This window comes from Laspinema olomoucense D3b (assembly GCF_025370785.1).
GTDB classification, from domain to species: Bacteria; Cyanobacteriota; Cyanobacteriia; order Cyanobacteriales; family Laspinemataceae; genus Laspinema; species Laspinema olomoucense.
In genome coordinates this window covers 1-26,697 of sequence record NZ_JAMXFA010000062.1, presented here as the reverse complement: position 1 = coordinate 26,697, position 26,697 = coordinate 1, and the positions used below count along the sequence as shown (strand labels likewise).

General features: G+C 44.9%; 10 protein-coding genes. 3 read left to right on the top strand and 7 right to left on the bottom strand.

From position 1 onward, the window contains the following. Positions 1-875 precede the first annotated feature (875 nt). From NG792_RS27130 to NG792_RS27120, 3 genes are all read right to left on the bottom strand, one after another. Positions 876-6,299 carry a DEAD/DEAH box helicase gene (locus tag NG792_RS27130; protein ID WP_261237526.1) on the bottom strand — a complete coding sequence of 1,808 codons (5,424 nt, stop codon included), beginning with the start codon at positions 6,297-6,299 and terminating at the stop codon, positions 876-878. An 81-nt stretch (positions 6,300-6,380) separates the two neighbouring features. After that, complete coding sequence (locus tag NG792_RS27125) at positions 6,381-10,310, bottom strand: Eco57I restriction-modification methylase domain-containing protein (RefSeq protein WP_261237525.1); 3,930 nt, start codon at positions 10,308-10,310, stop codon at positions 6,381-6,383. 93 nt (positions 10,311-10,403) lie between these two features. Continuing rightward, positions 10,404-13,280 (bottom strand): DEAD/DEAH box helicase, encoded by a 2,877-nt coding sequence (locus tag NG792_RS27120; protein ID WP_261237524.1) that lies wholly within the window; start codon positions 13,278-13,280, stop codon positions 10,404-10,406. Between the two features lie 515 nt (positions 13,281-13,795). Between NG792_RS27120 and NG792_RS27115 the strand changes: the two genes are divergently transcribed. Together NG792_RS27115 and NG792_RS27110 are read left to right on the top strand one after the other, a co-directional pair. Next, complete coding sequence (locus tag NG792_RS27115) at positions 13,796-14,215, top strand: calcium-binding protein (RefSeq protein ID WP_261237523.1); 420 nt, start codon at positions 13,796-13,798, stop codon at positions 14,213-14,215. 263 nt (positions 14,216-14,478) lie between these two features. Beyond that, complete coding sequence (locus NG792_RS27110; RefSeq protein ID WP_261237522.1) at positions 14,479-14,808, top strand: hypothetical protein; 330 nt, start codon at positions 14,479-14,481, stop codon at positions 14,806-14,808. 62 nt (positions 14,809-14,870) lie between these two features. On the opposite strand, the gene NG792_RS27105 is transcribed toward NG792_RS27110, so the two are convergent. From NG792_RS27105 to NG792_RS27090, 4 genes are all read right to left on the bottom strand, one after another. Beyond that, a complete protein-coding gene (locus NG792_RS27105) occupies positions 14,871-15,173 on the bottom strand; it encodes a hypothetical protein (RefSeq protein ID WP_261237521.1) in 303 nt (100 codons plus the stop codon). Positions 15,174-15,257: 84 nt separating this feature from the next. Further along, a complete protein-coding gene (locus NG792_RS27100; protein WP_261237520.1) occupies positions 15,258-15,917 on the bottom strand; it encodes a macro domain-containing protein in 660 nt (219 codons plus the stop codon). After that, positions 15,907-21,792 carry a DarT ssDNA thymidine ADP-ribosyltransferase family protein gene (locus tag NG792_RS27095; protein WP_261237519.1) on the bottom strand — a complete coding sequence of 1,962 codons (5,886 nt, stop codon included), beginning with the start codon at positions 21,790-21,792 and terminating at the stop codon, positions 15,907-15,909. The genes NG792_RS27100 and NG792_RS27095 overlap by 11 nt, the downstream gene beginning before the upstream one ends. Further along, the gene (locus tag NG792_RS27090) at positions 21,785-24,367 is read right to left on the bottom strand and encodes a sacsin N-terminal ATP-binding-like domain-containing protein (RefSeq protein ID WP_261237518.1); all 2,583 of its coding nucleotides are present in this window, start codon (positions 24,365-24,367) and stop codon (positions 21,785-21,787) included. Before NG792_RS27090 ends, NG792_RS27095 begins: the two co-directional genes overlap by 8 nt. Before the next feature lie 1,248 nt (positions 24,368-25,615). Here NG792_RS27090 and NG792_RS29110 point away from each other — a divergent pair. Then, a complete protein-coding gene (locus NG792_RS29110; protein WP_353961719.1) occupies positions 25,616-25,717 on the top strand; it encodes a DinB family protein in 102 nt (33 codons plus the stop codon). Positions 25,718-26,697: the final 980 nt, after the last annotated feature.

Below are 26,697 nucleotides of genomic sequence, written 5' to 3'. Positions count from 1 at the left end.
CTTAGGTTTCTCAGATATCATTACCATACAGGGATACCGGGGACTTGAACAGTGTTTTTCCAAAATGAGAATTGCTGATGAGCGATCGCTCTCAGACTGAGTGAGTGATCCATTGCCTCGAACAGAGGAGCCATTTTTCCCTGACAACTCGGACCACTCTGTTTTGAATTGGAAGCCATTTTGGTGAGCGGTTCAATGGCAGTTGACCGATCGCCCCGAAGAAAGGAGCCATTCTTGGAAGCTCAGTTCGGGATTGACTGACCGATCGCCTCAAAGGAAGGAGGCATCTTTTGATTGCCAAACCCCTTTGTTTTGAGTCGGGACCAGTTATGTTGCTGATTCATTAGGCGATCAGTCTTGCTGCTGATTGCCCAGTCGCCCCGAAGGAAGGAGGTATTTTTTCCTTCGCCAATAGCACCACTCCATTTTTGGGTCGGGGCCAGTTTTGGTTGGGATTCTCTCAGGCGATCGGTGTGGTGCTGAGTGACTGATCGCCCCAAAGGAAAGGGCCATCTTTTTCAGTACAAATTTTGTTTGGGTTCAGAGTTGGGTTTCCAGTGGATTCAGTCCGGCGAGCAGTTTGGTGCTCGTTGAGCGGTAAGCGCAGCTATGCCTACTTGCAATCGCCTTGAATAAAGGGGCCATCTCCCCTTTGAAATTAAGGATACTGCCCGAAAAACCGGGTCAAACTTTTTCCCATTTAGGGTTTCGGCGGGGGCAAAATTTTAGAATGAAACAGCCCGCATGACTAACCACCACGATCTCATTCCCCCACCGTTTCGGCGGGGGCAAAATTTTAGAATGAAACAGCCCTGGCTTTATGGCGTCTCCTTTTTGTTGTCAATTTGGTTATTTACTGGGCCAGTTTTCCAGATTCACATAAAGGCTTTCAGTTCGGCAATTTTATCTGTCAAATTATCTTTGTAACTGATAGTAAAGGGAGAATAACCACTCAAAAATTCCAAATCATCCCGGATGCGTTGGTCTTTTTTTCGGTGTTCGGGAGTATCATGGACGGAGCCATCGCAAAAAATGGCAAGTTTTGATTGATGATAAATAAAATCGGGTTTACAATTGGCGACAGATAGGAACTCTTGGGCGGAGTCGGGGAGGGGCAATCCACTCTCGTAAATAGCCTGTAAGACTTGGCGTTCTAATTCGGAATTGGGGTCGGTTTGTTGTTGGAGTTGCTGATAGTGCGACTCCCGATCGCCTCCAAAATTTCCCTGAACTATACTGCTGCCGAGTTGTTGCAAGTAGCTGTGGATTAAGGTACGATTGAGTAGGGGATGGTCGAATTGATTGCGATAAGATAGCAGGCATTCGTAGCAGGCTTGCACGCAGGTGGGTTTGGGGGTGACAAAATGGCAAATGTCTAGGGCAACTTGGCTGATGCGTTGCAGGGATTTAGGGTCGGCTAAAATTTGGGAGAGGACTCCTGCGCCGCCTTCTGCGGATTCCCAGAATAACAGGGTTTGCGATCGCCCTAAACGTTCGGAGGATAATTCATTTTCCTCCAATTTGTAAATCACTTGGATTGCCCGTTCGATCGCATATTGCAAGGTGACTACAAATGCCTCGGTTTCTTCTGTGGGCAGTTGTTGGGGACGCACTAGCAAAACGTTACTGGTTTCGCGGACTATTAAATGGACTTCATGGTGGATAGAGTCGAGACTGCTTTGCTGTTTTTCTCCGGTTTCTCCCCAATTGCCAGTTTGCGGGTCTAGTTTGAATCCGCGTTCTTTATTTTTTCGTAATCCGCGATTTAATCGCCAAATTGCTACGGCATCTCCATAGGTTAAATCGAGCAAGGTTTCGCCGGTGGCTGAAGTGACTTGGGCTTGTTGGGGGTCGGTTTCAAAGCGGTAGTGGGTGGTGACATTGTAGCCATATTTTAACCGTTCCTCTTCATCGCAGGTGATGCGATCGCGCCGTCGGGTGAAGACGGTTTGCATCTTTAACACCTTATCCAATTTGGCGGGATTGCCTTTTTCATCGGCAACTAATCGGGCTGTGCAATTTTCGCAGGTTTCTCGTGTTGCCGCTTCTCCCTCATGGAAATAGCCGCATTCGGCACAGACGGCAATTCTTTGATAGGGAATGTCTGCACCCCGAACGATCGCCGTTCGGGCAATTTGATATTTGTTGCCTTCATAATATACAATATTGGAAGGGGCAAATTCGCGGATGGCGATCGCCCTCGGGCGTGAGATAAAACTACCTTTCTCACCAGAAGGGATATAGGCACGAATCGGGAGGCGGGGGAAATTGTACCCGGGTAAAAACCCTTCTGAGGCAAAGTAGCGATAAGGATAAAAATCTAAATCTTGTGAAGAAGAACCGCCGGTTTCTCCTACTAATAAGTTTAACTGACGGCGGGCATCTCGTTCCAGACGTTCGGCATTTTGGCGTTCCTGGGTGCTGACTTGGCCGATGGTGACGCGATCAAGGGTTTGGCGCGCTTCATCCCGTTGGCGGACTGCTTCGCTGTATAAGTCGCGCCACCGATCGCAGGCGCTATCAAAACTCGACAAGGCGCGGTCAAACACACTTTGTACCCAGTGGGACGAATACCAGGATTTGTCCGTGAGATTTGCCTGACAGAAGGAATCCTGGAGGAGAGTAACAGCCCGTTCCCCACAGCGACGTAATCCTTCTGGCAATAACTGCAATTCGTGGCGCAATCCGGGTTTGAGGGGATATCCCTGATCCGCTTGTTCTAAGTCGAGGATTTCATTCATGGAACTGCCCAATAGTGCCCCAGTGGCAGCTAACCAGATAGAATGTAAGTGAGATTTGAGTAAATCCTGGTTGCCTAATTCTAACTTGGGTGGCGCGATCGCACCGGCAACCATTTGTTCTGGACGTTGGTAAAAATAGCGATCGTGTCCGCTTCCCCGGGAGGCGTAAGACACCACCAACGCCGCCTGTCCCCCGCGTCCCGCCCTTCCGCTACGTTGGGCGTAGTTGGCGGGGTTGGGGGGGATATTTCGCAAGTGGACGACGTTCAAATCGGAGATGTCAATTCCGAGTTCCATTGTCGGGGAACAGAATAAGGCGGCGAGTTCCCCTGAACGAAACTGACGTTCTCGTTCCTGGCGATCGCGCGATTGCACTTGTCCGGTATGTTCCCGCCCTTGCAGTTGGCGCAAATGGGTGGTTTGGGATTGGTATAATTGTTTGAAAAATTGATTGACTGGGGTGGTGGGGATATCCTCCCGGGTGAGATATTTGCGGGAGAGTAAATCTGCTTCGATTTTGTCCAGCTGGGCGTGACACCAAACCATTGTTGCCACGGATAGCTGAAACCGATCGCCCGGTTGTGGGGAGAGATACCCCCCGCCTTGCAAAATCTCGACTAAATTGGCGATTACCCCTTCCACTTCCGCCCCGGATAGGTCAAAATGATGTTTGAGGAAGCGTCCAAACTTGCTGCGGTCCGTAAGCTTTATTTCGGTGCGATCGCCTTTTCGCCGGGAACCCCCAGTCTGTCCCGACTTCAGGGAAGCCGAAGCAGCCGAACGCAACCGTTCCCCAGATTCAATGCCCCAGCGTTCGTTCAGTTGTTGACTTGCTTCGCGTTGGAGGCGTTCGAGTTCGTCTGGTTGCAGCAACTTGGCATCGATTGCCAATTCCCGACGCAACAGATCCAGCAGGGTTTTTAGCAAGCGCAACCGTTCCTCTGGGGTCGCCCGCATTAAGGCAAAGTGACCCTTTTCCCAGAGTTGGTCTGCCTTGCACAACTGCGCCAATCCCTCATATTCAATCGTCAACAACCCGCATTGTTCCAAATTGGGTTGGACAATCCGCCAACCGCGCCGCAAGTCTTCGTAGAGTCGATATTCGATCGCCCGTTTGAAGGTTTTTTCGTTTTTATCCGCCATTGCGCCATAGTCGGCAGCATTGGCGGCGTAGTCGGTTTGGGTTAACCCCAACTGGTCAAATACCGCTTGGGGTAAGTTGGCATAGGTTAACCGTTGGTGTTGTTGCAATGCGCCGTGGAGGGCCGATCGCAGTAAACTGGTTTGGATGAAATCATTGAAATGTCCCGCTTGCAGGGAGGCATCTTGGCGGTTATCGGTAAAACTGAGGATTTTTGCCGCACCTGGGGCGATGGTAGGATTAGCTTTTAATAGACTAACTGCGGAGAGACAGAGTAAGGTAGTGGCGGTACTGCGACCCTCGGAACTGAGGCGGGAGAGTTTGGCGAATTCGTTGCCTCGGCGATCGTGGACGATGCCGCAATTCAGGCAAAACAGGAACGGGCGGGGAATGAACCAAACCGGGGTGGGACGGTTTTGTGTATGCTGGGCAACTGCCCGGGTTTCGACTTTGCCGTTAGCATAAACGTAGAGTTTTTGGGGCATAAAAGGGAGATAGGCCGGTTTCGGGGTTCGTCCGTCTCGTTTGGTGAATTTAAACCAAGTATCCGGCAGGCGATCGCTGTCGGAGTCACTCCAGATGTCCCCTTCCGCTAAAGTCAGATAGCCTTCGCTATAATCCTCCTGTTCCTCGCCGCCTTCCCTCTCACTCCCGGCAAGCGGGGTTACCATCTCCTGTTCGCGGTCGTAGCGTACCCCATAATAATCCTCACCGCATTCCCGACAAAAGACAATCGGATATAACAATCGTCCGCCGGTGGTGGCATATTGTCCATCCAGGGTAAGTTGGCGGTTGTCCCTGGCTTCTAAGGTGGCGTAAACGTTCCCCCCTTGGGAGATAAATTGATGCAGGCGAAAATGCAACCGTCCCCCTTCCTCTCCTTTCTGGGAGAGGGTCTCAGGGGATTGACTCCATAACAGCATTTGCCGCAATTTGTCCTGGCAGCAGTCGCGGTCGATGCCCGTTTGTTGGAACAATTCTTCCGCCCCTTGTTCTAAAGAAATGGGGGTTCGCCGAATCCAGCGATCGCCTTCTTGTTGCAATCCCAACTGACGTTCTAACCACACCGTTAACGGATGGTTGCGAAATTGGACTAAACTGCGATCGCTCGGTAACTCTGCGGTGATGCTGGCGGCGAGTTCTTCTGGGGTGGGTTCCTCCCGGGCGATCGCCAGTTTCAGGGTTTCATCTATGACATTTTCCCGGCGAATCTCCACCCCGAAGAGTTGACTCGCCACTCCTGCCACGGTTTGACGGCGATTTTCCCGGTTACCATCGCTTGCCATTGTTGCCGAAGTGCCGATACAGAGGAGATTTTGCCCGCAACGTTCCCGCAATTTCCGCACCAAAATTGCCACATCCGCCCCTTGGCGACCCCGATAAGTATGCAGTTCATCTAAGATTAAAAAGCGTAAGTTGGGCGATTCCACAAACGGGCGTTCGTGAACCCGGGATAACATCAATTCCAACATCACATAATTGGTTAGCAAAACATGAGGCGGATTGTTTTGCAGGTCGATTTTGGTTTCTTGGTTTTCTTGTCCGGTATAAGAGGCGACGCGAATCGTTGGAACCGATGAACCGGGAAATGCTTTATTTAAAAATTTCTCGAATTCTCCCAGTTGAGAGTTAATTAAGGCATTCATCGGATAGACCAAAATTGCCCGGACTCCTTTGGGGTTCGGATCCCGCAGCAAATCATCAAAAATTGGCACCACATAACTGAGACTTTTACCTGACCCGGTTCCCGTCGTTAAGACATAGGCATCTTGGCGACGATAGCAGCGAAAGGCTTGTTCTTGGTGCAGATAAAAGCGATAACTGGGGAAGAATTTGGCACAGTCTGGATGTAAGGTTTGGTCTGCGATTAAATCCGTAATCGTTGCGCCATTGGCGTAGGCAGGATTGAGTTGAACCAGAGAATCGCGCCATAATGCACCGCGATTGAGTTCTTCCCCCACAAAATTTTCGATGCGGGGGTCGCGAATTTGCAGGAAACTTTCGATATATTCGCGGTATTCCCCAATCACGCGATCGCGCAGTTGCAGAATATCCAGAGATTCCGGAACTAATTTTGTAACAGGTTGAATCGAATATTCACCCCCCGAATCCTTCACCCCCTGGTTCTTAGTCACGCCTTCAGGTGTCTCCTCCTTCACCGTCTCCCCTTCCGGTATCCCCCAAAATCCCGCCCAACAATCCCGCAGAGAATCGCTAACGGTTTGCGCCACTAAAACCTGACTAAACTCATCCCTATCCCAACTTTTGGGAATTGCTGAAAACAGCGCTTCTAATTGTGCATCGGTCAAAATTTCCACACCCGAACAATCCAGTTTTCCCATTTTTTGGGCGATAAAGGTGCTGGTACTGCGAATGAGTTCCAGGTTTAACAATAACTCAGCGAGTTTGAATTGCATGGTGGGTTTGGGGTAAAGGATAGAGGGGAATTTTTCAAATCCCTCTCCCCGAGGGAAGGGAGAGGAATTTAGGGTCAGGGTCTAAAGGCGATCAAAGGCAGCAAGCACAAGTCGCTGAGTGCGATATTCGCCATATTTCTTAACTTCATTATTTTTCAACACCCGGAAGGTTTCACTAGGGAAATCTTCTCCATAAACATCCGCAGGGTCGAGAATATAGCGCAATTCATCGCGAGTTAGTCCATAAAGTTTGGCATAATAAGCATCTAATTCAGCGCGAAGGACGGCGCGACGAGTTTCGTTCCAGATAAACGGTTCACCTTCATATCCCATGTCTTGGGCGAAGGGTTGTAAGTCGTAGGATGTGTAAACCAGTTCCAAGACGCGACTGCTGATATATTTGATATCTTCTGGGGTGTAGGTTTCAGGGGGGATGACGGGGAGTTGTTTGACGATGAAGAAATTAAAATTAGTTCCTCCAACTTTTTGACGAGTTACGAAGTCAAAAATAAGACTGCTTAAACTACCTAAAAAACAAGAAATTAACTGAGTATTTTCTACAGCAAGCAATATAAGAGGCGCACTATTACCTGTTGCCACCTTGGGTAATAAGCAAGGAATATTGGTTCGCTCATTAACAGCTAATGTTATTCCCCGAAATGCTAACAGCCATTCTTTATCCCATTTACCGGCCAACCGATTTTCTACTTCAGCGCGTTCTACCCAATAACGGGAATTAAGGCAAAAACTTGGATCCTGATATTGCTCCAGTGATGGAGTAGGGATAATTTTAAAATTGGTCTGATCACTATTTAGCATTTCCCCGGTATAGAATCCATAGCGATGGTTATAAATATGAAACATCTTCGCTTCATAAAGTGGAATGCGATTTTCTCCCCGGTCGTCAAAAAACACATTGCTATCATTTGACATATGAAACATGGTCATAAACGAAATCCCCCAAGGGTTGTCGCCCGTCTGCTCATTCTCTAATACTGGGAATTCGCGGTATATTTTATTTGAAATTTCTGCATCAATTTGAGTTCTAAAAATTGGACAAGTCAATGTATTAGGATTGATTAACTCAATGTCATCCTTGGATAATAAAAAATATCTTTCTTTATCTTCTAAATCTTTAAAATAGTGACAGTGGTAAATAAACTTTGCTTGGTTAATATTGACTTTTGGACCGGATAAAGTTAGTAAGCAAAATGCAAAACGATGTCCAACATCAGGGAAAATGAAAGCCCAATTGGTAAATCCCAATAGACTAACTATACTTTTTTGTTGAATTAAATCTCCAAAAAAGTCTTTGGTTGTATCACCTGTAGCAATAGCACTAGGCAAAACCACTCCAAGATAACCCTGCTTGTTAATCAACTTCCGCACTGTTTCTGCAAAAACAGCATAAGTATTAATATCTCCCATCGCCGTCAACGGAAACCGCCCCGACTCCCGCACAAACTTCCCTTGGGCATCTGCAAAATGCTTCGCATCCTCCCACGCCTGCGCCAATTGGGGATGAGTCTGTAGCAAGTTGGCAATCAACTTTTTGCGCGCCGCACTATTTTTCGCCGTTACAATTGCCTCATCCTTATCCGCAAAAAACTCTTTTTCTTCCAACTTAATCCGTTCCCAAGGTGGATTCCCCAAAACGCAACTAAACCCACCTTGATCAAACACTTCCGGAAACTCCAACGCCCAATGGAAAAACCGACAGTCTGCCGCCAACTGATTCGCCGCCTCCACCACTTGCTGCAACATCGCATCTGCCAACGTCAACTGTTCCACTTCTGCCGAATTTAACAACCGCTTCAACCCCGCAGAAGTCGGAATCAGTTGTAAATTCTGTTCCGTCAACGGCATAAAAAACGCTGCCGTCCACAAATTACACGCGGTAAAATCGCGCCACCACCCGGCATTTTTAGCGCTATGCCGCAACTGATACGCCTCTTTTTTCCGTCGAATCTCCTCCGTCGTGGTTTCCGGAATCGCCACCAACTTCTGCCATTCACTCACATAGTCTTGCCGAACCTGCGTTTTAGTATCAAATAAATTCAGTTCCAGTTGACCCTGTTCGATATTTTTGAGTTCGTTCTGATTGCGCTTCTTAAAATTACTCGCCACCGTTTTCTCATCCCCAGTGACTGCCTTAAAAGCATTATCGGGAATTCCCTCATCCAAACAATCCAGATCCAACACTCCCACCAGAGAATTGCCACATTTAATCCGGTGATCCAGAAAATTCAACGGCATCCCGCGACTGAACCCTTCAATCCATAACGCCACCTTGCACAAATCCACCGCCAAGGGATTGATATCCACCCCATAGATGCAATTTTGAATCGCATCGCGAACCGATCGCCGCAACATATCCCCACCCGGTTGCAGTTCCCCCGTCCGAACCCGCGCCAGTTCCTTCCCAATCCGTCTTGCTGCCGCCAACAGAAAATGCCCGGATCCGCAAGCGGGGTCACAAACTTTCAGGGAAAGTAAAGCAGTTTCCAGGTTGTCCCCTGCCTGCAAAGCATTCTCAATCACCGGATCCAGGGCCGATTTCACCAACTGCGCCACCAACGCTTGGGGCGTATAATATGCGCCCGTGGTTTTCCGTTCCGTTCCCACATTGAAGCGAAACTGATAGATTCCGCCAGATTGCTGCACCTGGGGGGATAAATCCAGTAAACTTTCATAAACACTGCCCAATTCTTCCACATCCAAGGCAGCATAATTGACCCGGCGGGACCTTGCCCGTTCTTCATACAAAGACAGCGACCGCACGGCGCGCAGTAAACTATGATTGTCCAAGGCACACTCTTCCAACACCGCCAAAGTATTCGCCCCAAACAAATCCCCATTCAACGGCGAGAGTCCCAATACCGTCCCATTGCCCTGTTCATCAAATAAGCGAAACGTGACTTGCAACCCTTGCCACAAATCCCGATACTCACTCCGTCCCGAAGAAGGCAAAACGGGTTCTGCCAAGGCTCGCAACCGTTCTATACTATAATATTCGCGATAAATACGATGATTATTGGGGTCATCCCCTGCTAACAACAATTCCCGGGATTCCGCCACCATCAAAAACAATAGCCGATAAATCAGCAGCAGCAAAAAGCGATAGAACTCCGCAGCAGTCAGACCCTCGGACCCTTTGCCCGAAGGCGAGGGGGAAATCTTGTTTTTCAAAGAGAGGCGATCGCGCAATCCCTGATTTTCCGGATGTTGCAAAAACCCATCCGCCAACTGCACAATGGCATTTTCCACCCCATCGCGCAACTTATCGCGGACTCGTCCCCCCTGCTGTTGCGCCTCTTGGTGATAAAACTCCAACAAACAGAGATCGCCCTCTTGGGCATCCTGGGGTAACCTTGTGCGATGAAACAGCCGATAAAATAACTGAAATTCCGCAAAATTCTCATTTGTGAGAATCGATTCCAAATCAAACTCAATATAAGTGAGGCGAGTCATCAAAGAACAATCGCGCAACAACCGCCATTGCAACCCATTCGTCACCACCCCCCACAGATGTTCTGTGCGGTTGAGATACTCCTGCATCAAAGCATGGGCAGAAAGGCGCGGCGTTCCCGAAGGCGGACGTTGTTCCAAACCCACCCGACAGGCGATCGCATGAACCGGAGGGCGTTCTTCCCCCAATTCAGCCCGATGAGAAATCGCAAAAGTTTGCCCCTCCACCACCGCTGCCTTCGCCGTATAAATCGGGTCATACCCCAACAATTTTAATAAAGGCACCACCCAGCGATCGCGAGTCAAACTCGTCGCCAAATCCTGCGGATCCAGTTGACTCAACCGCCGTTGAAAAATATTCCAATAATCCTTGGCATCCCCCCAAGCCAAGGCCATTTCATCCTCCAGTTTGACATTTTTCTGGAGACCAAAATCCGCCGCCGCTTGCCCTTTCAACTCTCCCGAAGCCAAATCTGCGGCCATATCCGGGACAATCAGATTGCCTTCAAAGCGGATTCCAGTCAGATGAGCGAGTGGGGTCATAGTTTTAGCAGTTTGAAGATAAACGGAATCGTATCATGTTTGGTCAAGGGGTTAATTGAAATTTGGCACCCTTGGCAGTCAGGAAGCGTCTCCTCAAGGAGAATGGCCCAACAACAGATAAACGCCTATCAGATCCATCGGCAAAATCGGCTTCACCTGCACTTTTCCTTCCTTAGTAATCGCCCGAACCCGACGATGTGCCTCCCCCAGTTGCTGCGATCGCGCTTTAGCCAATTCATCCAAAAACGGGTTTAGTTCGTCCAACCGCTTAAATAAATTTTCCATCGATGCCTGTTGTCGGACTAACGGTAAATCTCCCGTGGGTTGCGCTTTCTCAAACAAAGTTTGGACTCGTTCCATCTCCAACCATTGCGGATTGCTGGGAGTTCCGGTAAACCCCACCGTCAAACATTCCTCTACCATCAGCGGATTGTCCTGACGACTCTCCAGGCGATGACGCAAGCGTAACAGCATCAACACCGTCGGTTGCGCTACCGCATCCGTAACAATCACATTGCATCTCGAAGCGATCGCCTCGGAATTTTGGTCAAAGGCTTGGGCGAACGCATAACAAGCCAACGTCTCCACCAGAGGATGATTGCGCCCGATATATTCCACCCCTTCTGCCGCTGGATGATAAAACGTGATCCGTTTGGGGCGACTGCCGACTGCCGGTTGCAAGCAGTCGGGAACCCGGGGCATTTCCCAGCCGCCCTTACACTGGATTAACGCCGAGTGCAACTTCTCAAACCCAATCCGCACAAACCGTTCTACATCCGCCTCTTTACCCAAGGCGCGATCGACTTCCACCAACTCCCGTTCCACTTCCTCCGGTTTGATGCTGCGTTGGGCGAACCGAGTCCGAGTCCGTTTTTCCCTTTCCACCGCCCGATCCCAGGTTTGATGGACTGCATCCAAACTCGAACCATCCCCCAACTCAAATAAGGACAGTTGGCGGGCGTCAGTTGCCCGTTCAAACAACGATTTAAACACCGCCTCCGAAACCGTTTCGCTATCCATTGGCACCGGAACTGTAATCCCCAAGGTGCGATGAATTTCCACCGCCTTTCTAATCAACACCTCCAAAACCGCCCCATCCACCGGGTTATCTTTGCCAAACAGCAAAATACAGCGCACTCGTTCTGCGGTTTGTCCGTAGCGATCCACCCGTCCTTCCCGTTGTTCGAGGCGGTTAGGATTCCAAGGCAAATCGTAGTGGATTGCCGAGGAAAAATGCTCTTGCAGGTTAATCCCTTCACTCAAACAATCCGTCGCCACCAGAATCCGTTGTGGATATTGCACCAATTCAGCTAGGCGAGTTTCTCGTTCCTCTTCCGACTGTTCCCCATGAATGGCGATCGCCCGAATATTACTGTTGCGCTTACTTCCAAACGCCTGCTGCAATGCCGACGCCACATATTTCGCCGTGGCAATATACCGACACCAGACAATCGGGTTGCTGCCTTCCTCCAGCAACTCTCCTACCAAGGCGATCGTCCGTTGCAGTTTGCGATCGCCCAGGGTCTTGGAAGCCGAATCGCCCTTTTCCTGCAACCCTTGTGCCGCCTTCACGAACTCGCGCAACAACCGCCGTTCGCGATCGGAATAAGTCTGTTTCCCCCGTTCCACAATCATACTCGGCGCGAGGTCGCTGGTCCGCTCTTGTTCTGTAGGGTCATCGACATAAGCTGCCGCTAAATCCTCATCAAACAGAGGGTCTTCAGTCAGAGAAATGTCAGTTTCCGGGGCATCTTTTTGACTCGCTTGCCGTTGCAAAGTCGCCACAGCAGCGGCGGGAGAGGACATCACACAGCGAATAATCGCCAATGCGGACCAATAGCGCCCCCGTCGTTGGGCGTGGCTGAGATTATCCCCAGTCTTCACCAATCCTCGTGCAAAATCATAAACCTGCTCAAATAGTTCTCGATAGTCCCGACTTAAGGTATAGTCGGCTTCCTCAGCGATTCGTTCGGGAAATGGGGTAGTATCCCCCAACCAGTCGCGCACATCTACCCGACGCCGTTGGATGAAGTGGGCGGCAAGTTGTTGGCGTTGTGCTTCGGCTAAATTGTCCAGTTCAAACTGCTCAAATTCCGGTTTGAGTAAGCCAATCAAAGACATAAACGAGCGCTCAATGCCGCTGTGGGGGGTGGCGGTGAGCAGAATCAGATGGCGATCAGCTTTTTGAGCAATTTGGGATAAAAGCTGATAGCGTTGTTGCAGATTATCGCTGCGATTGGCGCAGGTATGCGCTTCATCCACCACCACACAATCGGGACAGTATGCAAGAAAACTGGCGCGGCGGCGATCGGATTTGACGTAATCGAGACTGACAATTACATGGCGGTAATATTCAAACAGGTGGCGATCGCCCTGGGGGATTTGCCGTTCTAACTTAGAAATCGTCCCCGATCGCACCACCACTGCATCAATATGAAATTTTTCGGCCAATTCGCGCTGCCACTGATCGCACAACTGCGGGGGACAAAGGATGGCAATCCGGTTGATTTCTCGGCGATCAAGCATTTCTCGTAAAATCAACCCCGCCTCAATAGTTTTACCCACCCCCACATCATCGGCAATCAGCAACCGCATGGTTTCTTGACGTAACGCCATTAACAGGGGCACCATTTGGTAGGGGCGGGGACGGACCGACAGCCGTCCCAAACACCGAAAAGCCCCACCTCCACTGCGGAGGCTCATTCGCACGGCATCTACCAGTAATTGAGCACTTTGATAATTTTGTTGACCCAAGGCGTTGGGATCCGGCAGAGGAAAACTGGTCTCTTCGATGGGGTCCAGGTGAAGCAGGGGTTTGTAAATACCAAAGATTTCGCTTTCATTCCCGCTTAAGGGCCGCAAACAAATCGTCTCCGGTGACTCACTCGGAATCACCACCCACTGCCGCTGACGGCAAAATACGATATCACCGGATTGGGGCGTGAAACTAGAGGAGCGATCGGCAGGCATGGCAGGGTGGGTGACCAATACAATAGCGGGACTATTCTCCCTATTGTTTAGCGCGGTTGCTGTATTTTGGAACCTAAGACAGGGCTTTTGTAATATTTCTTGATGGTTGCCCGAGGGGCGATCGCTTCCAGATTACAGAGTCGCACTGCTGGGCAAGATAAAAATTCTCCTGGCGAGGAAAACCGGGATAAATCGTCCAGACGATACAACAGCGACTAGACTAATCCTCCTCAGTGGACGATCGCTTCGTTTGCTGACCGATCGCCCCAAAGAAATGGGCCATTTTTTTACATCGCGAATAGGACTACTCTGGGGTTTGGGGGCATTTGGGGAAAGCGATTCACTCAGGCGGTAGGTCTTGCTGCTGAGTGACCGATGCCCTCGAAGGAATGAGCCATCTTTTTCACTGCCAATAAAACCAGTCTGTTTTTAGGGCGGGGTCAGTTTTCCTAGGAGTTTTCTAAGGAGATCCTTCCGGTAGCTGACTGATTGCCCCGAAGGAAGGAGCCCTTCTTTTGTGTTCAGTCTCGGTGTACAATTTAGCAACAATTGAAAGTTTTTTTATGCCAAAAGTAGAAAAGAATAACGAACGCGAAGAACGCATTAGAATGGAAATTGTAGTGGATGCATATAGTCCTGAAGAACAGGTAATGGGCTGGTACTACTACCTACAGGACACAATGCAATTTCCATTTACCGCAACCTGCATCAGTAAGCAACGTAAATCTCCCCTAAAAGTGGATACAACAGTAGAAGTAGTGGGTCTGGCACCGGAAGATGAGTGCGAGCGCGAAATGTACGTGGAGATTGTCTGGGAAGGCGATACCCTGGCAGTACCCTTGATGCAATTAGAAGCTCCCGATGCAGATCCTCCGACTCAACAAGCAATTGCAGACTGGCATTACTGGGTTGAGCGGGGGTATGAGTTTGGCTAAGGTTTATTTGAATCTCTCGTCAAACAAATTCTGAAAGCTTTGTTCTGTATGCCACCAAACCTAATATTTTTTCTGGATTTTGTGTCATAACAGAACCAGTAGCCCAAAGACCAGTTTTGGCTAGGCAAAAGCGTCAAAGCCTATTTGGGTCGGGTTCTATAACCGCTCTAATCCTCCAGCAAGCTAATTCCTCAGCCAGTCGATGGAGTTGGTAAATGCGGGAGTTCTTGAATGTATTTATTTGCTAATTAAAGGAACCATTTATGAAAGCCCGGGATTTTATCAAGCAAGACGAGAACGTAATTGTTATTTTTACACATGGCCAAAAGTTTGTTATTCAGGAGGATAATACGGGTTTAACGGGTGAGTGGAAAATAAGTCTTAATCGTACAGTGGATCGCGTTATTCTTTACCATCGTGACGATGATAAAAACACGAATAGTTTATACATAGGAAATTATGCGGGAGTAGAGCCTTCAACCCTAGAAGGCCGATATAATATTCGGCTAACTCATCTTCAGTACATTGGGCTTACTTCTCTAAATTGGATTGAGTTTGCCGAAGGTGGGCAAAACCCCATTCGGTATCTCTGATCCTTTTTGTGAGGATTTTGTGCAGTGGGTTGGCTTAGTCTCCGTGGAAATCATTGTGGGATTCACTCACCGCTAGATTCGTTCTTCTCATCGGGTGAGCAGTTCGATAGCCGTTGAGCCGTAAGCGCAGCTATGCCGTAGGCGATCACCCCGAAGGAAAGGGCCAATAGGCCCACATTGGTTAGCGCTGGGACCAGTTGTCCTGGGGATTTAATCAGGCGATCGGTCTTGGTGGCAGTTGGCCACTCGCCCCGAATGGAGGAGCCATTCTTGGCTGCTCTGTTTGGTAGTGGCTGACCGATCGCCTCAAAAAGGGGCCATTTCCCCTTGGGGATTAAGGGTTCTGCCCCAAAAAAGCGGGTCAAACTTTCTCCTGGTTAGGGTTTCGGTGCGAGGAAAATTTTAGAATAAAACAGCCCTAAATGTAAGCCATGAGTAAGGATTAATATCTAATTTTTCTTAACAACAAGTAAAGTTTTTTCTACCGTAGTAATGCCTATCCCTTTTACTGACAATAAATTAGAAATACTCGATATACTATCGTTAAGCAGCGCCTCCTTAACTTTGTTAATGTATGGCTGTTTTAAGCCAGTTATTTCCACAATAGTTTCATCCTTGAGCGAAAGGAAACGAGATTTGATGTCAGGAAAAATATCATCAGTTGAACCGGGATCGTAAATATATATTTCAATCGGCAAATCGCATTGCCCTAAATAAAATTTCATGATTTCCAAAGATTTTTTCTGGGGAATTCCGCCATGTTGAGTACCCAGAAGTGGAAAGGCAATCGAAGTGATTTCCTTTTGTCGGTAAGTATCTACAAACTTTTGGAGTCCCAATTCCAGAAATTTTACTTGGGAAGGATTTTTCCAGTGCTTTTTAGTGGGAAAGTTAAGAACCCAGCGTCGGCTAGACTTATACAACCAAAGCTGACCCACATCCAGTAAATTTTTTTTGCAAAGTTCTACATAGCTTGAGTACATCTTTGGATATCTTAGCCGGAACTCTAGAGCAATACCTGCTCCCATCACTCCAACACAGTTAACGGTGTTAACCAGAGTTTGACAGTGGGAAGTGAACAAATTTCCTTTAATAACCTTAATGTTCATTTTTATAGATTAACCAACGCTTACCATATTCTTCAAAATAAACACTCATTTGAGTATGTGGCTTCGATTGTAGCTTAATAGAGCGCAAAGCATTAACCGTGATTGATTCCCCAAGAGATATTTGAGAAATATCTGAAAACGGAGAAACAATTTTACGCTCCAATGGAATGTCTGGTGAAAAGCTGAGGATTAGGTTGCCCTCAATAACTTTTGCATATTGGTCATATTTTTCAATTTTGATATCGATAAATTCATTATCATTGAAAATTTGGATATTGGGATTTGTGTAATTGAACAATAGGCCATCTCCAACAGCATCTTCTTCAATTTTAATTCGGCTGGCATATTTCGAGTCTTTACCAACCAAAGTCAGTAAGGTTTGCCGATCCTGCTCGGTTCGACAAACAATCGTGATATCCTCCAAATTTAATTGAGTAAAGTCAAGGCAGTGATGTACAATAAATTCTTGTTGGGCCGCTCTCATAAAAGTTGCTTGGCCCACCTCTTGGATTGTAGAGTAGACATTATCAAAATCAAAATACTGCTTCACAAAATTTGCAGTATTTCCATAATTAGAACTGACAGAAGCAAGATTGCCATTACTCAAAGCACATCGACTACCCTGAGTTTGTAACACCTTTTTTAAATTGAATCGGAAAAAGATAGGTACAGGACAAAGAGCATAAATGTTGTTGCGACGTTTGCCCAGTGCTTCATTATGCCATTGAGTAGGGGTTTTGGGTCGAAAATAGAAACGCGCAAAGTTTTTGACATCATTGACCGTTTGCCCGATCAGGTTTGACCCCGCAGAGTCGCAAAAATTAGTGCAATAGTTTCTGGCTTGTAATTTCTCGCTCTGAATAATGGAAACGGCATTCTCAACATGAGTAAAGTGGTAAATATATCCTTTCCAGGTTGAGTTTTGCCGAGACAGCCCTTCTAAAAGCATTTGTGCAAAGGCTTTTTGTTCGGCTGGCGAGCGAGATAAAGAAAATTCATTGCCCGTACAATAGCTTTCAAATTCAATGTTAGGATCATTGAAATCATCTAAATCTTCCTCATCTTCTGTAATTTCACTTTCATCATTATTTGGGGCTTGATATCCTCGCTTAACAGCAAGTTGAATCAATGCGTCCAGAATCTCTAAGAGATTAGAATCAGTCGTTATCCATGAATCGGTCAGGTTTTCATAAATTTTTTCAGCTAATTCATCTCGTTTTTCTCCAGACAGCAGATAATGATGCACTGCCTGACGTTTTTCTGAAGTTTCTGCCTGTAATGCCCATTCTATAAGTTCTTCAATAGAAATACTTTTTCTACGGGAACGACAAGCCCAGAAAAAATCTAACCCAGTATTTTGATAATCAAGATGCAAAATACAATTGTCCGGTGCAAAGCCCACCAGAAAACGTTCTTCAAACTCATTAGAAGAAGCGCAGAGCAACTGCTCAGAAGGTAAATAAGTCTCTGCCTTAGACATAAATTTAACTTCTTGCAAGAACCGTTGGAGTTCCTGTTGTTCTAGAAATCCAATTAAGCTAGATAAGAAGTGTTTAGAAATCACTGCTCCAATTTGATTGGCTTGTGATGCTATAACCTGGGATTCAGGGCCAATTTCTGCTTTTAACACATCAAGCAAGCAAAGTTTGCTCACCGAATAATGTTCGGGAACAAAAGATTCTCCCAACAGTTTTTTGGCGTTTTCCCATTGACTTTGGGCAATAAGTTGACTCTGATAGTTAGTCTGAAAATGTGACCAATTGCTTATTTTTAAGAAACACTCTTCTTCTAAAAGTTTACCCGTTACTCGATAACGGATCTCACTCATTAAAAGAAGTTTTCGATAGTTATCATACAAGCCACTGGGTAAAGCTTTACAATGAGTGATCAGATGTCCCATGCCGCCATTGCCCCCCAAAATGCGACGGATGATTTCACGCCCATCACTGAAATCTATTTTTTGCCAAGCAATTGCCAACTCGGTCCACAGAAAGTTCCAGAACTCATACTCATCAGCAGTTTTAAGTCCTAATATCTTTGCGATTGTTAGCCAATTTTCCTGACTCACACGGGAAAGAGAGCAAAGAACCTCTCCCAGAGCCTTTCCTATCCGATCGGCTAACTCGCGGTTACGAATGGATGACTTCACCAAGCTTTCTCGCCCGGTTGTAATGTCAAAGTTGGCATTCAAGGCAAAGCCTAAAGAAAGAATTTCCTGTGTGGGGGCTGTCACCCAAAATGTCGGCACATTCTGGGGCAAGGCTCCCATGAGACGGCCATCTTTTTCCGTAATGCCTAAAAGTAATGCTGCTTCTGAATCTCCCTGAGTTCTCAGACAGAGTAAGGTCGATTCTTGTCTACTGCTGTCTATAGTGGTGTGATGCTTGCCAACTTCTACTCCGCGAACGCCTGGGATAGATGTTGGAGACCAGAACAGGTTGATTTCTGGAGAACTAACATTAACATTTAAATTTACAAATCGACATTTTTTAATAATCCTCGAAAATACAATTAGTATATGGGCAAGGTCTTGAAACTCCTGAATAACATTTTTATCTAGAAATTCGGCTTCAAGTTCTAATTCGACTATGGTGGCGTCAGGCAGATTGATATATTTATCTAAGCGTTGTCTCAAATTGTTTATTTTTTTTGAATTAAGACGTGATGGTATGAGTCCACCCTCTACTGTAAACCCTAAATTTTTGCTGAGAACATGAGGTTGCTTACAGACAAGATAGATACTCTTGAAGCCCAACCCAAACTTACCTGTTACACTTTCACCTTTATCAGAAATATTGAAAGTTAACATTTTTTCTAAGTCGCGATCAAACCCCCGATCGCGATATTCTTTCCCTGGAACGTCACGATGTTGAAAGCAACCAATTGGTCTACCTGCATGGATAAATAAGAGTTGGTGTTTAGTTATCACAAGGATAAATTGCTTTCTATCTTCGGCTATTTCTAAAGAAGGCGATATTTGCATCCATTCAGTTGTCGCATCATCAGCATTTTGAAATAGTTCAAAGGGAATGCTTTCTGGACGGTAGCCGTGCAGTCTTATTTTTTCTCGAACTGCTTGCCACAATTCATCCCGGATCTCTTTATTTTCTGGAGAATCGTCTTCCAGCAATCGAGATAAATTTAGGATTAAGTTCTCAATTTGATTATCTAAATGTCGTACATCTTTTTTTTGCTGGTTCAGTTCTGCTTTCTGGTGGCGCAAATTGTCCCACTGGGTTAAAAGGTCTTTGACGACAGGAATTCGCTCATGTACTCCCAACATTCTCATAATGTAGGGCGCACCTTCTAGCAAAAAGTTTTTCGCTACCTGAATATCTAGTTGATCGGACTGTCCTAAATCTCCCCACGTAGCATCTACATCTAAAATATTAACCCGATAAACTCCCTGCAATATTGCTTTGCCAGATTTTTTTAAAAGTAATGACAAGTCTAATTTGCCAAATCTTTCAGGGTCAATGGGTAGTAGTTCTATCTCTAAAGTATTGGGTTGAAGTTCACTAACAAAAAGGTGTTGAGGGTTTTCACACTGAAGGAGGTCAGCACTAAAAGAAGTTCCTAATACTGACCGGACTATTCGGGTACGATCACTGACCTGCCCTACATGAATATGAAATTCACGGTTTGCTATAGAATGGACCTGTTCTCCTAGCAATCTCTGACGCATTGCCTCTACATCACGCCGACCTAAATAAGATTGCGCCAGACTTTTTACGTCGGTATCGGTGCCCATCAGTAAAGTTATAAAAGCACCAATAAACTCTGGCGAGCAATACTGCTCCCAAGGACGAAAGTAATCTTGTAAAATACTATAATTACTGATGTTAGCTGACAATTCTTGTGATATGGAAACAGTGTCACTCTCTTGGGATAAAGACTCTAAATAGCGCTTCATAATTAAAGCCTGCTTAGAATCTAACAAGCAAGCACTATTGATATTTTCTCTTTTCTCCCCGGTCACCTTGTCAGGCGTTTGCCATTTATTTTTTTGGTTCAGAAGACATATATTTGGTAATATACTTTCCTGGAACGTAGGATAGTTAACCGCCAATTCTAAGTAAGCATTAAATAAATCTACGGTCACTTCATCTGGTTGAGAAGTAGCGTTGGAAAGTCGTTGAAGAAGTAACCAAAGATTGTCCTCATTTATTTTACCCAACAAGTTAGGTAATAATACTACCTCAAATTTTCCTTTACCGACTTGTCGGGCAAAGTTCCACCCTAGCAGAAAACTTACATCGATTTTTGTGAATATATCCCAACATTCTTCTAAAGGGAATTTTTTAAATTCACCCAATTGATACTCGGGGACATTTTTTAGCAATTTACCCAGTTGGTATAAAACTTGATCCTGAGTGATAAATAATTCCTCCGTTAACCACTGCCAACAACCGCTAGAGCTAATGATGGCAGAGAGTTGAGAAGAGGTAATATACTCAGAATCGGCCGTCAGCAATAATTCCTCAATATCGTGTTCTACCGCTTGATAATGCAGAATATTTTTAGGAAACACTGCATTGCCTTTTTTAGTAACTAACCAATCTTTTGTTTTTAGTGGATTCAGAATAGCTTGGATGCTCTGCTGATTGGGGGAATTATTCAATAAGTTACTCAAAGCATCAATAATAACCTGGCACTGTTGATGAGGTTCTTGTTGTTCTAAAAGAAAATTAATAATTTCAGGTTCTCGCCATTTTAAAAAAAAGGGCTTCAAAAATTTAAAGCTTTGATGTCCTGTAATTCGTTGAGGAAGCTCTAACCTTTCTATATATTCTCCACTGCTTAAGTCCACTAATGTGGGTAAATGTTTTTGAAGTTGACTCGGAATAATCTCCAAAATTTGGCTGAGTCTGATGGTTCGGTCATTTAAAGGTATCCAGTTTTCTTCTTCCACCAATAGTTTTAAGTGTTCAGAAATGTTACCATTTTCCATTGCATCCAAAATAACGGGGCAGAATTTCTGCCAATATTCCAAAGATTGATTGGGAACTAAAATCTTTTTGATGACTTCCTCAGAATCCCAAGGAGTAAAGTATTTTCTAGCTGAAGAATATCCCTGGCTTCTTTGAACTTTTTCGGGGATCACTTTTTCAGAATACTTAGTTTCCTCCAACTGAGCAATTTTCTCTTGGTGCTTTTCTAAATTTGGAGGGAATTTTATGACATTTTTAGGACAAATCCCTTGGCCATCTAATTTGTTAGGGAGCCAAGGGGTCATTTTTAAACTATCTCTTAGTTCTTGTTTATCTTGTGCTAATATTTGAGGTATTGCATTAATAACCAACTCGCAATATACATGAGGATTAGGGAGATTGAGAATTGTAACGATGGCCTCCCGAGCAGTCCAGATGGGTATCCAGTTTTGTTGAATTTCTCGATTTTGTTTAACGAGGACGATCCAATCTTTTAGGAGAGGATTTAAAGGGAAATCGGGATTTTCTAAAAATACTCTATCGGACTCGATTGATTCCAGTCTGCCATCTGTAGTTTCGTGAAGTTGCAACGATTTCCACAAATCTTCATTCGTGGGTTTTTGGCTGAGATAAGCGAGTAGCTGACAGCGTTCAGAGGATTCTAGTAAACTTCCATCGACACATTCTGCCCCCAATTCTCGAATCAAATCCACAACTTGCTCAGATTCGAGAATATTAATTCCTAACTTTTCACACTTTGCTGAAGGAATATGCTCTACTAATGCCGAATCAAGTAAGCGCCAGCCCTCGCCTTTTTTATTAAGAACTTGCTGCCCTACTTTTTGCCAAAGTGTACTCTCTTGTGCCGTGACATATAAAGGAGTTTTGTCGTCTTCATACTTGTCTTTTTGACCATGTAGAAAATATCGTAGTTGTTTAGACATAGTTAATGAGTTCCTTTAAAAGATTAGTTCGTTGATCGGCTTGAGCTAACTCGGGTCGTTTGGCCAAAAGTTGCAGACAACTCTTGGCATCGCATTCCGGTATATTTTTCAGAGATGAAATTTTACCAAAAATTTCATCTACCTTTTTGTCAATAAAGATTAAATCTGTGTTTGGCAGAGCTTCTTTTAATGCGGTAGAGATGGGACTTTTCCATATTCCTTTAAATAAAACATTGTTTTGGTGATACTTTTTTAATTGGGCATAATTGTACAAGACTTTTTGTTCTCTTTGATAATTGTAGCCAATAAATAAAGAAAAATCAGAGAGTTTATTTAGTGCCTCTTCAACATGGTTGGTTGATGACAAAACTTGATAAATAATTTGGCAAGCGAGTTCTTGATAGCTAGAAGTTTCGGTTTTTAGAATAAAATCATTTAAACAGCTAAGGATAGATATTAATTCTTCTCCTCTTAAGACACCTTGACTTTCTGGCAAAACTTCAAAATTTTCATAAACCAGAAACAGATTTATTTTTAGTTGATAAATATGATTTAAAACAACCCCTAAAGCTGTATTGTCTTGAAACTTTTTGATTTTAAAACGTTGGTCAGGTTTAATTTTTAAAACAAGTTGCCGAACGAAATCTTTTAAAGATTCTCCTTGTAAATGAGAGAGGTCAACTTCTCTAAATCCTTGACGAAGTAAATTGATTAAACTTGTCTGAACTTCGGGTTGCTGAATTATAATATTTTCTTGTAGCTTCAAAAATTCACTTAAGTATCGAAGATAATTAGGATTTGAAAAGATTAACTTCGGGTTAAGGGAATCAATGACAGAGCATATTTCCTGCTTTTCCCATCTGCAATTTTTACCTGTAAATAAAAGATTGGGCTTACCTTCAATAATAAAATAATTATTTTGAGCGAGGTTTTGCAATGCAGGAAATGCTTCCCACTTCGGAGGAATACCCGGAAGCGATCGCAAATTTTCATTCACTGAAATCAGTTCCCAACCGTTATTTGATGGTTGAGTCCGGAATATCCACTGATGTTCAGCACAAACACTTTGGCGATAAACTGTGCTGGCGAACAATCTTGATTTCAAAATTGCGTTACAAAGATTTGATATCTCTACATCTGTTAAGCTATGTTTTTCATGAAATTGCTGGAGAGAAGGTAATACAATCCGTAAAGTCCCTCTAGTTGCCAATAAATAATTCCACTGCTCAATCATTTCATCTTCGTTTTCAGGAATTTTTTGTGTAAATGAATTTTTCCTGATCTGCCTAAGTCCTTCTATATATTTTCTGCCGGAATCAAGAAAGAAATAACCATGAAGAAAAATTGTGTAGTCTTTATCTCCATCACAATTTATCTCTTCATGAGCTTCTTGTTCTGCTTCTTCTTGTTGGGAATGGTTATCCTCACTAGCTAATGGAAGAAAAACCGTCCACTGCAAAGTTAATTTTGCTTTGGGTTTATTTTCTAAAGATTGTTGTGTTAAAACGACAGCACAATGGGGAATTGATTTGTCAGGGACAATTTCATCTTCACCATTATCTTCATTGATAGAAGCTCTTTTACTCCAAAAAGGAGACTGCTGTAACTTAATCCAAAAATTATTTTGACCTAAGTTGGCCGAATCATTTAACAAAGAATAAAAATTTGTAGCAGATAGAACGTTTTCTTGCCCTGCAAATTTAATTCCTAATTGATTTGAACTTAAATCAATTTTACCTTGGAGTTCATGTTTGTCAGGTTTTATGCTTTCACTTGTGGTGTTGGGATAAATACAGCGTGATAACAAACTTGAATCGTCCGAACACAAAGACACAGAAAAATTTTGTTTAAGATTACCTTTATTATTTTCTATGAAAAATCTGATAGTATGGAGATGACGCAACATCGGTAATAGTTGCCCGATTCGTCCTTCCATATCTTCTGGAAAACTTTCTTGAACCGAATTAATACTCTCATAGTAATTAGCTAAAATACACCGTTCATCTGCCATTTTATGACGCAGAGGAACCCACAATAAAAAGAAAGATGCAGTAGGATTGTTACTATCAACTAAATTATGAGTGAATAAACATTTTTGTAAAGATTCCCTATCTTCCTTAGAAAGCTCGACCCATTCTGGTCTTTTAGAATCTTTACCATCAGGAGTTGCCCAAGGATTAATAAATTCTCCGCAGCCGCCTGGTATAGATTCAGAAAAAGCAATATAAAAAAAAGCTTCACAGAAGTGAAAAACACTCTTTTGACCTAAGCCAAATTTTCCTATTTTCCCTCGGTCTTTAGCATTAGCATCAATACCAAAATAGGTAATTGATTCTTGATCTGATTTAGTAAAGGTCCCATTGTTCAGAAAAAACAAGGCAGGAGTTTTCAGTAACGGATGCGTAACAGAATCACCTAAGCCTTGAGATATACCAAAATCTAATGTAGTGGCCTGACCATCGTTAGCATTCTGAATAATTTCTTTGATAATTGGAAAGCCTTGCTTGTATCTTTCCTTCAAAAGGTTTTTGATTGTATTTACTTTTTGTCCGGGTCTATCTTTAAAACCTGCCATAAAAATTAATTACCCTTTTAATACTGGCATTATTTAGTAAGTATGAGTCCAAACTAAAAGTTATTCGCTCTACCGTGAACTCTTACTTGGAGGTCCCCCTGGATTACGTTTTCTCCCACTGCGTAACTCCTGACCCTTTTAACGAGTGTTCACAAAATTTAACACACTGGACCCGGAATAAAAGCTATGGGAACCCATAAGTGTTCGGGAACAGAGATTGCTTTTTACTGTCAATAATAAATTTTGGTTACCACTCATTAAATCTTTTCTGATGTTTCCAGGCATCAGTATTTTTACTGAATTTTATTGACACATAAGGGATCCATATTGGCTCCCCTGGGATTAGGAAGGGCGCGTAAAAGTAGATTGACTATCAGCATAGCTCCTCAAACAGCAGGTTACACTTACCTATCGCCTTGATGGACAACTTTTATGCAAATTTCTGAAAAAAGTTTTTCGAGGTTGCTCACTGGTTACTGATCCCTTGATTAAAGGCCCAGGGCAAATGGCGCATGACCAATGAGCAATATATAGCGATAGCCTACGGCATAGCTGGTGCTGGGTGGCATCTACTGAATCCGCTACCGGCAAAGACCTAGTTTTGCGGTCGAGAGAGGCTGATCCCAGTTTGCTATAGCGGAGTTATAATCCCCCCAACAAGATCTTGTTCCATAATAATTTCAGTGATTTTGTTGAATTAGTCGCCTCAGTCTAGTTTATGCTCAGAACGATGCAACAGCAACTAGGTTGATCCTCTTCAGTGGGAGATCGGGTCAATGGCTGATTGAGTGATCCCCTCGAATAAAGCCTCGGTCCGATGACCCGATGACCAAACCTCTTCCGTTTTGGTGGTGACTAACCGATCGCCTAAAACGGAGGAGCTATTCTTTTCCCTGGCGAGTAGGACCCCACCCTGTTTGAGTGGAGGCTAATTTTGCTGGGAATTCAGGTATTGGGTTGCGATGCTAGATGTGCATTTAGGTTCGAGGGATGCCAAAACCAAAAATTTAAAATCGCTATATTCAAGCTAATCGCTCCAGAAATTATCATGTTTACGGACAGCGCTGTCCGTAAAACTTCTGCCCCATTTCTTAATACTAAGGCATTTGCGATATGTGCTAATCGCTCCAGCCGTATCAAGGCTGGCTGGGAATGTAATTAATTTTTGGGGTTCTCCACAGGTTAAGGCAACCCTTTGAATATGCCAGCCATTCTAACCCGCAACGGTGCAGGATATATACCTGTAGTTTGGGGAATCATCTGTTCAACCATCAGACTCATCATCAAGAGCAGTTGACCACCTTCATTGAACAACGGGGCGAAGAATCTCGTGTGACCGATATCCCCTGAATACCTGGAGTGACTGGGTTCAGTTCCAAATGATTGCCAAAGGTGCGATCGGTTCAGTAACCCGCCAAGGTTTCAGTGCGACTCCACCCGCCGCAGTTAAGCGCCGACAAACTGCCAGTTGTCTAGTGTCCAGTTTTCCTCCTGGGCACTGATGCAGGGATTCTCCCGCGTGGCATCACTCTCATTCGCGCCAGTTCTAATCGCCCGATCCAGGATTCGTTAATTCCGATTCCGGCTTTCCTTATGCAGATTCCTCAGAATGCCGTGAAATCCCACGGGACCGGGTAGGGGAATCCGAGGTGAAAGCTTCCTAATTCCAAGAGTTTTGGCTGGCGATCAGCTACAGTCTAGCTTTGGGTTCCCCCGTGCGCTCATTAATAAGTATTGACTCCGACAGTTCAGGTGCGGATAGTTCAGCGTGGGAAATCGCCGGGGCGAGACAGAGTGGGAGTTTGGGCGCGATCGGGTAAAAGAACTTTTCACCCATGCCCAGAGGTTTGCTCCTCCACAGTTTTCAAGTGCTCATTTTGAGCACTTGAAAAACGAGCGCCCTCCTGAGAGCGTTTATTGTGTTCATAATACGAGGTCTCTTGCAGGTAGATGACTGCCTCTGGGGGAAGGTTTCGTTTCGATAGCGGGTTGGCAATAATCGAGGGTTTGAAATCTGGAGCAGTGCCTTCTTTTCTGCTCAGTTCGGTGCTAATTGACCGATCGCCTTAAAGAAAGGGCTATTCTTTGTTCCTGTAAAAGAGGAACACTCTGTTCTGAATGGAGGGCAAGTTATATTTGCTATTCATCTAGAAAATCGGTTCGTTGTTGCCTGACTGATCGCCCCGAAGAAACCATTTTCTTAATCGCCAATAGGACCAGTTTATATAAAAAGGTAGAAGCCCTTTCACAAAACAATACCTTCGCCAAAAAAAGGGAGGGCCAACGTAGTACACTTGTTGTTTACCACAACCACAAATGAGACCTACATT